The sequence below is a fragment of the Lysinibacillus sphaericus genome (genome assembly GCF_005217585.1).
In the GTDB taxonomy this organism is placed as follows: Bacteria; Bacillota; Bacilli; order Bacillales_A; family Planococcaceae; genus Lysinibacillus; species Lysinibacillus sphaericus.
In genome coordinates this window covers 133,983-145,121 of the sequence record NZ_SZPT01000001.1, presented here as the reverse complement: position 1 = coordinate 145,121, position 11,139 = coordinate 133,983, and the positions used below count along the sequence as shown (strand labels likewise).

General features: G+C 38.6%; 9 protein-coding genes. 3 read left to right on the top strand and 6 right to left on the bottom strand.

What is annotated here, in order from left to right; genetic code table 11:
• Positions 1-14 precede the first annotated feature (14 nt).
• The 3 genes from FC748_RS00630 to FC748_RS00620 form a co-directional block, all read right to left on the bottom strand.
• Positions 15-656, bottom strand: a complete 642-nt coding sequence (locus FC748_RS00630) for a FadR/GntR family transcriptional regulator (protein WP_024363799.1) — start codon at positions 654-656, stop codon at positions 15-17.
• 130 nt (positions 657-786) lie between these two features.
• Complete coding sequence (dnaE, locus tag FC748_RS00625; RefSeq protein ID WP_108029952.1) at positions 787-3,870, bottom strand: DNA polymerase III subunit alpha; 3,084 nt, start codon at positions 3,868-3,870, stop codon at positions 787-789.
• A 19-nt stretch (positions 3,871-3,889) separates the two neighbouring features.
• A complete protein-coding gene (locus FC748_RS00620) occupies positions 3,890-4,837 on the bottom strand; it encodes a DHH family phosphoesterase (RefSeq protein ID WP_108029953.1) in 948 nt (315 codons plus the stop codon).
• A 90-nt stretch (positions 4,838-4,927) separates the two neighbouring features.
• On the opposite strand from FC748_RS00620, the gene FC748_RS00615 reads away from it, so the two are divergent.
• Complete coding sequence (locus tag FC748_RS00615; RefSeq protein WP_024363796.1) at positions 4,928-5,233, top strand: YtpI family protein; 306 nt, start codon at positions 4,928-4,930, stop codon at positions 5,231-5,233.
• Positions 5,234-5,318: 85 nt separating this feature from the next.
• Here the strand turns inward: FC748_RS00615 and FC748_RS00610 are convergent, their stop codons facing one another.
• Both FC748_RS00610 and FC748_RS00605 read right to left on the bottom strand, forming a co-directional pair.
• The gene (locus FC748_RS00610) at positions 5,319-6,626 is read right to left on the bottom strand and encodes a DRTGG domain-containing protein (protein ID WP_024363795.1); all 1,308 of its coding nucleotides are present in this window, start codon (positions 6,624-6,626) and stop codon (positions 5,319-5,321) included.
• Positions 6,627-6,778: 152 nt separating this feature from the next.
• The gene (locus FC748_RS00605; RefSeq protein ID WP_108029954.1) at positions 6,779-7,462 is read right to left on the bottom strand and encodes a metal-dependent hydrolase; all 684 of its coding nucleotides are present in this window, start codon (positions 7,460-7,462) and stop codon (positions 6,779-6,781) included.
• 307 nt (positions 7,463-7,769) lie between these two features.
• On the opposite strand from FC748_RS00605, the gene FC748_RS00600 reads away from it, so the two are divergent.
• Positions 7,770-8,858 (top strand): M24 family metallopeptidase, encoded by a 1,089-nt coding sequence (locus FC748_RS00600; RefSeq protein WP_108030028.1) that lies wholly within the window; start codon positions 7,770-7,772, stop codon positions 8,856-8,858.
• Between the two features lie 376 nt (positions 8,859-9,234).
• Here the strand turns inward: FC748_RS00600 and ald are convergent, their stop codons facing one another.
• The gene (ald, locus tag FC748_RS00595) at positions 9,235-10,350 is read right to left on the bottom strand and encodes an alanine dehydrogenase (protein ID WP_024363792.1); all 1,116 of its coding nucleotides are present in this window, start codon (positions 10,348-10,350) and stop codon (positions 9,235-9,237) included.
• Positions 10,351-10,648: 298 nt separating this feature from the next.
• Between ald and FC748_RS00590 the strand changes: the two genes are divergently transcribed.
• Positions 10,649-11,098 (top strand): universal stress protein, encoded by a 450-nt coding sequence (locus FC748_RS00590; RefSeq protein ID WP_024363791.1) that lies wholly within the window; start codon positions 10,649-10,651, stop codon positions 11,096-11,098.
• The last annotated feature ends 41 nt before the right edge of the window (positions 11,099-11,139 follow it).

Genomic DNA, 11,139 nt, shown 5'->3' with positions numbered 1-11,139 from the left:
TCCCCCTTTGTTGTCTAAAAAGTTTGACCAGTACCCATCCACTGCTCGTAAGCTCGTAAAGCTTCTTTTTCATAACCAAGCTGCATCGATTTCAACATTGTTTGAAGGATAAGTTTTTCATCTTCCGTTGAGTTTCGATTTAAACGGTCACCGTCATAAGCTGCAAGTTGAAACCAGATTTTCAGCGAAAGCCGATTGCCTGATGTAATGATTATTTCTCGTAACACATCGCGACAATTGACTGTTCCTTCAATCTCCAGCTTCACAAAAAAACTGTCCCACACAGGTAGTGTACGAAGAATCTCTGTACAACTTATTACGCGAATTGCTTCCTTTTCATGAATTTGTCGCGTTAATTCGACATCTTTTTTTGATTTTTCATCTTCTAATATAAACATCGACAGTACTTCTACAAGCTGATGCTTATGTGTTAAGGCAAGGAATGTACCTCCACCATGGCGTGTCTCGATGAGTCCAAGTAACTCTAAACTGCGCAGTGCCTCCCTTACAGAGGATCGCCCAACACCTAACCTTTCTGATAATACACGTTCAGAAGGAAGCTTTTCTCCAGCTTGAATTTTTTCCATTCGAATCAGTTGACGCAATTGCTGAACGATTTCTAAAAACACTTTTTTTTGTTCGGTTTGTTTATCCATATGATTAACTCCCGTTATCAAAAGTGGTCTGACCACTTTTTAGCATTGACTATATCTTACAAAATAACTTTTGAAAAGTAAAGAAAAAACTGCATATGATGCTATGCAGTTTCTAAATTCTTGTTTAATTTCATAATTTTTCAGTCGATTGTGCATGTTTTACTTTCACTTGTGGTTTCCCAAAACGTTTTTCCAGCGTGCCTTCAATATAGAGTAACCCATCTTCCAGCAACATTTCCTGTACGAGTTGAAATACTTGCGGGAATAATGTCACAGATACTGTACCAAACTCATCTTGAAGTTGGACAAAAGCCATCTGCTCTCCTTTTTTCGTTCGGATTTTTTTTACTTCTTCAATCAGTCCAATCATTTTTACATACATTCCCTCACGTGCATGCTTCAGTTCTGCACATGTAATATTCACATCTGCCCAGTAATTTCTTACTTCTGAAACAGGATGAGCTGATATATAAAAGCCTAGACTTTCTTTTTCATGCTGGAGTTTTTCCTTCTGGGGCATCGCTTCTGCTTGCATATACTTTGGTTTCCCAAAAGTAAACGCAGTTGCCGTTTCTATATCTACATCTTCTGTTGGACGCAATAGTTCTGCATGCATTAGCGCCGCCTCTAAAGTAGCTACGAGCACCGCACGATCCTTACCTAGATAATCGAGCACACCTGCATAAACTAAAGTTTCCATTACTTTCGGTTTGAAATGTTGTGCACTTAAAGCGACTGCCAAATCAAATAAATTATGAAAAGCAGCTGGATTTGTTTTGCGTACTGCCATTACCTTCTCTATAAACGTGTGCGGCACACCTTTAACGCCGGATAAACTAAAGCGAATTCCATCCTTTTCAACTAAAAAGAATTTTGTACTGTGCAACAGCGAAGGTGGATAAAATGGAATTCCTTTATCTTTCGCTTCCGCTACAAGTTGCTGAATTTTTTCCGTATTTCCCGTTGCATTTGTTAATAAAGCAGCATAAAAACTTTGCGGATAATGTGCTTTTAAATACGCCATTTGATACGAGATGACACTATAGGCAACAGCATGACTTTTTGGGAAGCCATAGTCTGCAAAGCGGACAATTAGCGCATAGACATCTTCTGCAATATGTCGATCAAAACCTTGGTTCAATGCCCCATTGACAAAGGCGGCTTGTTGCTCGTCTAAAATATCACGATTTTTCTTACTCACCGCACGACGCAATAAATCCGCCTGCCCCATTGTAAAACCTGCCATCGTTGCAGCAATGTGCATGATTTGCTCCTGATAAACAATAACACCAAATGTTTCGCGTAAAATTGGTTCCAGCAACGGATGGGGCATCGTTACTTGTTCCTTGCCTGCTTTCCGTCTAGCGTACACAGGGATAAATTCCATTGGGCCTGGACGGTAAAGTGCATTGACAGCTACAATATCCAAAAAATGGGTTGGATGAATATCACGTAATGCTTGTTTCATCCCTTCCGATTCTAGCTGAAAAATACCAACTGTATCACCCTTTTGAAGCAACTGGAACGTCAGCTCGTCATGCATTGGAATAAGGTCAAATTCTATCCATGGCCCTCCAGTTTTATAAATAGACCAACGTACTTGCTCTAAAATTGTTAAATTGCGCAACCCTAAAAAGTCCATCTTTACAAGCCCACGCGCCTCCACATCCCCCATCGGCCACTGCGTAATATACACACCATCATGACCATCTTCTATTGGAATTGTATTCACTAAAGGTGTCGGTGCTAACACAACACCCGCTGCATGGGTAGAAGAATTTCTCGGCAAGCCTTCTAGTTTTAATGCCACTTCATACCAACGTTGATGGTATTCATTTTCCGCTAACCAAGTTTGAAAGTTTGGTGATTCTGCCACCGCTCTGTGCAATGTCATCCCTGGTTTATTGGGGATCATTTTCGATATCTTTTCCATCACTTCAGCCTCAAACCCAAAAACACGCGCCACATCTCTTGCTACTGCTTTCGCAGACAAAGTACCAAAAGTAATAATTTGTGCAACATTAGCCTTGCCGTATTTTTGTACGACGTATTGAATGACTTGATGTCGTTTACTGTCCACAAAGTCAATATCGATATCTGGCAGTGTAACACGCTCAGGATTTAAAAAGCGTTCAAATAATAAACCATAGGCGAGTGGGTCGACCTGTGTTATAGAGAGACTAAAAGCAACGAGTGAACTTGCGGAAGATCCACGACCTGGCCCAGTTAAAATACGCTGTTCTTTGGCAAAATGCATAAAATCTGCAACAATTAAAAAATAATCAGCATAGCCCATTGAACAGATGATTCCAAGCTCATATTGGAGTCGCTCTCGATATGATACAGGTAGCTCAGCCACCTTCAAACGTGCAGCTAAGCCTAAAAATGCCTCTTTGACAAGCAAGTCTTCGGCTGTTTCTCCCTCTTGTACAGGGAATGTAGGCATTTGAACATGCGTTTCTGGAATTTTTGCAACACAGCTAGCAAGCATGCTGGCACTTGCTTCAAGCCATTCTAAACGATCTCCAAACCAACCTTTCCACTGTTCCTCAGTTGGTACAAAATAGTGTTCTAAATGCGCTGTTAGCATCGTGTTTTGAAGCTTTTCCCCTGTATCGATTGCTCTAGCTACTTCATAAGCAAAATGGTCTTCTGGTCGTAAAAAATAGCAAAGTTGCGTGGCTACAATGGCAATATTTTCGGCTTCACACCACTGCGCAATCATCGCTTCATTGTCTGTTCTTATTCCTCCTGGTCTTGCGATCCCTACATATAGACGTTTTCCAAACACTTGCTGTAGCGCACTTGTCATTGCTTGCCACTCTGCTCTATCGGCTATTTCAACCGTCGACAGTAGCGCTATACATCCTGCCGCATAGCCTTCAAGCCATTTCCAAGGCAATACCTCGTCTTGTCGAATAGAAACAGCACTACTAATCTTTAGTAGATGCTGATAACCTTCCTGTGTTTGCGCATACAGCACAAGCGGAATTGTTTTTTCATGCCACTGGACCTTTATTGTAAGCCCTATTACCGCATGAATATTTGCTTGCTGCATCGCTTGACAAAAAGGCAAAAGCCCGTACAATTTCGAATTGACAATTGCACAGGCCTGCGTATTTTGCTCTTGTAAAAAAGGGATCAATTGTTCAAGCCGAATCGTGCTTTGCAATAAATCCGCGCTCGTATGCATTTGTGTATATACATGTGTCAAAAGAATCCCCGCCTTTCAATTATGAATGATATGATTGACAAATTTCTTTTAAACGTGCAGTGACACGCTCTGCTTCTTGCCATGAATAGGCAGTTGCCCCTGAAGCAAGAGGGTGTCCCCCACCATTAAATTCTTTTGCTAATGTGTTAATAATCGGACCTTTAGAACGGAGACGAACTCGAATTTGGTCTTCCTCTTCTATGAAAATAACCCAAGCACAAATTCCCTTTACACTGCCTAAACAACCGACTAATAAAGATGCCTCTGATGGCACAACGTTAAATTCTGCAAGTAATTCCTTAGTCAGTTTAACATACGCCGCTCCATGTTCATCCATTATGAAGTTTTGATAAATATAACCTTGTAAAGTTAACAGTTTTTGTTCCATTTCATACATCCCATCGAAAATTTGATTTCGATCAAAATGATATGTAATGAGCTCTGCTGCCACTCTAAATGTTTTTACGGTCGTACTTGGGAATTGGAAACGCCCTGTATCTCCTACAATTCCAGCAAATAATAATCTAGCAGAGGCATCCGATAGTTGCCAATCCAATGTTTCTTTACCTGTTTCAAAAAGCTCGTAAATCATTTCACTGCACGAACTTGCTGTTGTATCTACCCACAATAAATCTCCATATTGGTCATCATTCGGATGATGATCAATTTTTACAACCATCTTACCTTTTGTATAGCGTTGATCATCAATACGCTCCGTATTCGCTGTATCTGTCACAATAACTAAAGCATTTTCATAAACAGCATCCGCAATTTGATCGGGCTCTGCTAAAAACGACAAAGACGTATCGTGCTGGCCTACAGCGTACACTTTTTTATCAGGATAATTGGCTAAAATCAATTCTTTTAACCCTAATTGTGATCCGTACGCATCCGGATCCGGACGCACATGGCGATGTATAACGATTGTCTCATATGCAGTAATTGTGTCGATGATTTGTCTTTTCAAAATGATTTCCCCCAAAATGATAGTAATAACCGTTAGCATTTTTCTTCAATAATCGTTACAATAATGTCTAGTTATGCTAGGAGGTTTACTATGCTCAATTTAATTTTTGTCTTCGCAATTATCATATCATTTGTCTTTTATTTTTATTTTAAAACAAAACAGTTCCGTTCTCCATTACCTATTGCTAAAAATTGGTACAAAAGTAAGGCGAATATAGGCTTCGGTTCCTTTATTCTTGCATTTTCTTTAAACCAAGCTTACTTATTCCCTGGAATGTTTACATTTATCATTGTAGCAATTCTTGTGATATTAGGCATCTTTGTTATTGTAGAAAATATTAAAAAAGCTCGCCACTATGGTCAATTTGTGGATGAAGAATATCGTATCAACCGATAATTTCTAATTGCAGGGCACATATCATTGAACATAACGATTAAAGGGATGACCTAGTATTTGCACTAGGCCATCCCTTTTTGTGTACTTAACGCTCCAATAGCTGGAACATCATCATTGCCTTACCGACAAGCATTTGCTCATTAAATACTTCGAAGTCCATCTTAACAAACTTCCGACTCATATCTAAAATGCGGGGCTTAACAGTAAGTGTGCTCTCCATTTGAACAGGCTTAATGAAATAAATCGTCATGTTTTCTGCCACTGCATCGCCACGTTTTCGACGCTTTAATGCAAATGACCCAACTTCGGCTAGTAAAGTTGTAAATGCTCCGTAAGAAATAGCCCCATATTGGTTTGTCATTTGCGGTGTCACTTTAAACTCAACGATTAAATCTTCATCGCCTAGCACTTTCATCTCATTCTTTACTAAATCATCAATTGTTTCACCGTGCTGAGGCTGTCTTTGTGCAAGTTGCAATGCTTTCAGCACATCTTGACGACTAATTACACCTTGTAGAACATTATCGTCATTGACAATTGGTAGTAAATCGATTCCTTCCCAAATCATGCGGTGCCCTGCAGACGCGACGCTCATTTTCATTGAACCAGCGATTGGATTTTTCGTCATAACCTTTTCAATCAGCTCGTCTTCTTCCCTACCAATAACGTCTTTAACAGTGATCATTCCGACCAATTTATTGTTGGCAGTTACTACTGGGAATGCACCATGTGTTGTACGCTCATTCAACTTGTGGAAATGATGAATCGTTTCATCATTGCGTAACACAGATGTCTCAACCATTGGTACATAGATATCCTCAATAAATAAAATATCTTTTTTAATTAACTGGTCATAAATAGCACGGTTAATCATCGTGGCAACGGTAAAAGTATCGTAGCTAGTAGAAATAATCGGTAAATCCAGTGCATCGGCAAGTTGCTTATTGTCATCTGTTGTGTCAAAGCCACCGGTAATTAATACAGCAGCACCTGCACGTAGCGCATTTTCGTGCGCTTTTATACGGTTTCCGACGATAAGTAAACTACCAGCATCTGTATAACGCATCATATCTTCTAATTGCATCGCACCTATTACAAATTTTGTTAATGTTTTATGTAGACCTGTTTTACCACCTAATACTTGGCCATCTACAATATTAACAATTTCGGCAAATGTTAACCGTTCGATGTTTTCTTTCTTTTTCTTTTCAATACGAATTGTTCCGACACGTTCAATAGAACTTACTAAGCGACGATTTTCCGCTTCTTTTATAGCGCGGTAAGCCGTTCCCTCACTAACTTGCATTTCTTTTGCAATTTGTCGTACTGAAATTTTATCGCCCACGGGTAGTGACTCGATGTATTGTAAAATCTTCTCATGTTTTGTTGACAAAATATCACCTATTTCTCAAGCAATGAATTCTGTTCTTAGTGTACCATATTTTTTGCGAAAATATTGAGTATAAAGGTGTAAAATGTTTAACGTTTCCTATTATTTCAACTACGCACGTGGTGTCAATTATTATAGTACAGCACCTTAAATGATTAGGAACAGTTTACTTTTTCACCAGCTTTTAAAATTTGAACCTCTGCATTTTTCACTAAATTTGCAAAAATTTGCGGATCCTGCTCAATCGGAGGGAATGTATTATAATGTATCGGTACAACAATTTTTGGTTTTAAAAATTCTACAGCACATGCAGCATCTTCAGGACCCATCGTAAAATTATCACCAATTGGTATAAACGCTATATCAATTGGATGCCGTTCACCAATTAATTTCATATCGCTAAATAGTGCTGTATCCCCCGCATGATAAATCGTTAATCCCTCGATAAATAATAGCACGCCGGCAGGCATTCCCATGTAAATGATTTCATTGTTTTCTGTTATATAAGAGGAGCCGTGGAAAGCCTGTGTAAACTTCACCTTCCCAAAATCGAACTGTTTTGCTCCACCAATATGCATTGGATGCGCTTTCACACCCTGCCATGAAATCCAGTTTGCTAATTCATTTGGTGCAATAACTAGCGCGTCCTTTTTCTTAGCAAGTTCCACCGTATCCCCTACATGATCATTATGCCCATGTGTAAGTAAAATAATATCCGGCGCCTCATCTGTAACCTTCAAATCGGTTTGGCTATTTCCATTAATGAAAGGGTCAATTAAAATTGTTTTATCATTTGTCTGAATTTTAACGACAGAATGACCATGATAACTAATTTGCATAAAAACGTTCCTCCCAATACCATAATATTTGCTCCATTTTTTAATTCGCTATCCATGCGCTTTTTCCCTTTTTTTGATATGCTTGTACAGGATATGAAAAGTGCTATAGTGCTAGCTTTTCCTTTGACATGTATATGCCGAGAAAAGAACCATCGTGCTAAATCATTTTTTGTTATAACCGCGCTGCGGGTGCTCCAAATAAACGTAAGCATTGCATTGCTTATACCTAAAAATGAAGCCACTTGAAAGATGATGTTTTAAATTAACATCGAAAAAAACTAGGTGCAATATGAGGAGGAAATGGATGATGTCAAAAGTACAAGAAATCCAAAACTATTTACAAAAAAATCAAATTGATGCCGCATTCGTAACGACTCCCGATAATGTCTATTACGTATCAGGTTTTAAAAGTAATCCCCACGAACGATTACTAGGTGTGATGATTTTTAAAGAAGCAGAACCTTTTTTAATTTGTCCACAAATGGAAATTCCAGATGCACAAGCTGCCGGCTGGTCATATGAAGTAATCGGTCATCAAGATACAGATAATGCTATGGATGTTCTTGCACAAGCGATTCATAAGCGCAATGTAAATCCATCAACATTTGCGATTGAAAAAGCACAGCTTATCGTAGAACGTTTAGAAGCTTTACAACAATCATTTCCACAAACTCAATTCGTACGCCTTGATGAAAAAATTAATGCAATGCGTGTGATTAAAGATGAAAATGAGTTAAATAAGCTACGCAAAGCGGCTCAACTTGCCGATTATGCGATTGAAGTAGGTTGCAAAGAAATTGCTGAAGGTAAAACTGAAATGGAGATTTTAACTGCTATTGAAAGTGCTATTCAAGAAAAAGGCTGTAAAATGTCCTTTGAAACAATGGTATTAAGTGGACCAAAATCGGCTTCACCACATGGTAAACCTGGTTCACGTAAAATCGAAAAAGGCGATATGGTGTTATTTGATTTAGGGGTAATTTACGATGGTTATTGCTCTGATATTACACGTACAGTAGCTTTTGGTGAACCATCTGCTCCACAAAAGGCAATCTATAATGCTGTATTAGCGGCTAATACCAATGCCATTGCAGCTGTAAAGCCTGGCGTACGTGCAATGGATTTAGATAAAATTGCGCGCGATACTATTACAGACGCAGGATTTGGTGAATATTTCACACATCGACTTGGCCATGGGCTTGGCATTTCCGTTCATGAATTCCCATCTATTACAGGAACAAATGACATGATGATGGAAGAAGGCATGGTATTCACAATCGAACCTGGTGTTTACAAATCTGATGTGACAGGTGTCCGTATTGAGGATGATGTCGTGGTTACAAAAGATGGTGTGGAAGTATTAACAAAATTCCCTAAAGACTTAATCGTACTGTAAGACAAGGTATTTTACAGTTGGAAATACGATGTAGAAGATAGCACAGTTTCTCTGGATTCTTTTACAGTCACAAAAGAGAAAAAGTGTTAGATTGACTAAAGTCAATCTAACACTTTTTCTTTATCGTTTGTTGTCCGTTATGGTGATGCTTTCTGCTCGGAATGCCCGCGTCTTACATGATGTTTGTTCTGAGCAGGAGTCAGCGCCTACGTCAACAACTAATGCTAGCTTCAAGATTTTTATTTATTGTAAAAGGAAGAATTGCTAATCCACCATAAATGGATATTTCTATCCTTCTTTTGGCATTTCATGGTTCAGATGTATTCATACGTAACGAATAGCAACCACAGGATATATTAATTTTAGTTATTCATTATTATTGGATTAATTCATCCACATTCACATATGGCAAGCCTTGTGCTTCTGCTACCGCTTTATAAGTAATATGCCCCTCTAATGCATTCACACCTTTTTTCAATGCAGGATTGTCAATACATGCTTGCTTATAGCCTTTATTGGCAATTTGCAACGCATATGGAATTGTATTATTTGTTAAAGCAATCGTTGAAGTACGTGGCACAGCTCCTGGCATATTGGCAACAGCATAGTGGACTACCCCATGTTTAACATACGTTGGATCATCATGTGTTGTAACACGATCAGATGTCGCAAAAATTCCACCTTGGTCAATCGCAATATCCACAACAACAGAACCTGGTTGCATCGATTGAATCATTTCTTCCGAAACTAACTTTGGAGCCTTTGCACCAGGAATTAGAACAGCACCGACAACTAAATCTGAGTGTTTCACAGATTCTGCAATATTATACGGGTTAGACATTAATGTTTGAACATCGCGCCCAAACATATCTTCTAATTGACGTAGACGTTCTGGACTTAAATCAATAACTGTTACGTCTGCTCCCATACCAACTGCAATTTTCGCAGCGTTTGTTCCGGCGATTCCGCCACCAATTACTGTTACTTTACCGCGTTGTACACCTGATACACCGCCTAGTAAAATCCCTTTACCACCGTGATTTTTCTCTAAATATTGCGCACCAATTTGTGTTGCCATTTTACCAGCTACTTCACTCATTGGTGTTAATAAAGGTAGTGAACCATTTGCAAGTTGAACCGTTTCATAGGCAATACCTACAACTTTTTTATCTATTAATGCCTGCGTTAATTCACGCTCTGGCGCTAAGTGCAAGTAGGTAAATAAGATTTGTCCCTCATAAAAGTAATCGTATTCCGATGCTACGGGTTCTTTTACTTTTAAAATCATCTCTTGAGCCCACGCTTCTTTTGCCGATGCAACGATATGTGCACCTGCTGCTACGTAATCTGCATCTGTAAAACTTGAACCGATACCAGCTCCTGTTTCAATATACACTTCGTGCCCAGCATGCGTTAAGGATACAACTCCTGCTGGTGTCATTGCTACGCGATTTTCGTTGTTTTTAATTTCCTTTGGAATACCAATCTTCATATTTCCAATCCCCTTTCATAACCTATGAACTAAGCAATTTTCATCAAAATACGTTTCATCGTAAATGATGCACCCCTTGCATTTCCATCTTACCAAACATGTGCAAAAAATGCTTTAATTAAAGCAAATACTAATTAAATTTACAATATTTATAAAATATCAAATAGTAAGACTATTAAAGATATACGAGTCATTGTACAGTAAATGCCTTCACTTTTTCACAAATTTTCTTCGGAAAGTATTTCCTTTAGAAAATCATTTGATATAATATCATTATACAAATAGGGAGGTAATACAAATGGCTAATCATTATAAAAGCATTGTAGTTGCAGTAGACGGTTCTAAAGAGGCAGAGTACGCTTTTCGTAAATCAATCGACGTTGCTAAACGTAACGAAGGTGCTGTTTTAAACCTAGTAAATGTTATTGATACACGTTCATTCGCTGCTATTGAAGCATATGACCGTTCCATTGCAGAGCGTGCACAAGCTTTCTCTGAAGAATTATTAAATGGTTACAAAAAACAAGCTGAAGAAGAAGGCTTAACAAACGTAAACCTTGTAATCGAGTATGGATCTCCTAAAAATATTATTACAAAAGAGCTTTCTAAAATCGTTGATGCAGATTTAATTATCTGTGGCGCTACTGGTTTAAATGCAGTAGAACGCTTCCTAATCGGTTCAGTATCTGAAGCAATCGTACGTTCTGCAAATTGTGACGTACTTGTTATCCGTACACCAGAAGCTTAATCGCAATACATAAAAAGGTATCCTAATTCGGATACCTTTTT

What these genes read in the sequence shown, in the direction of transcription:
- FC748_RS00630 (WP_024363799.1), bottom strand. Translation starts at nt 656, where the DNA reads ATGGATAAACAAACCGAACAAAAAAAAGTGTTTTTAGAAATCGTTCAG.
- ald (WP_024363792.1), bottom strand. Translation starts at nt 10,350, where the DNA reads ATGAAGATTGGTATTCCAAAGGAAATTAAAAACAACGAAAATCGCGTA.
- FC748_RS00615 (WP_024363796.1), top strand. Translation starts at nt 4,928, where the DNA reads ATGCTCAATTTAATTTTTGTCTTCGCAATTATCATATCATTTGTCTTT.
- FC748_RS00605 (WP_108029954.1), bottom strand. Translation starts at nt 7,462, where the DNA reads ATGCAAATTAGTTATCATGGTCATTCTGTCGTTAAAATTCAGACAAAT.
- FC748_RS00590 (WP_024363791.1), top strand. Translation starts at nt 10,649, where the DNA reads ATGGCTAATCATTATAAAAGCATTGTAGTTGCAGTAGACGGTTCTAAA.
- FC748_RS00600 (WP_108030028.1), top strand. Translation starts at nt 7,770, where the DNA reads ATGTCAAAAGTACAAGAAATCCAAAACTATTTACAAAAAAATCAAATT.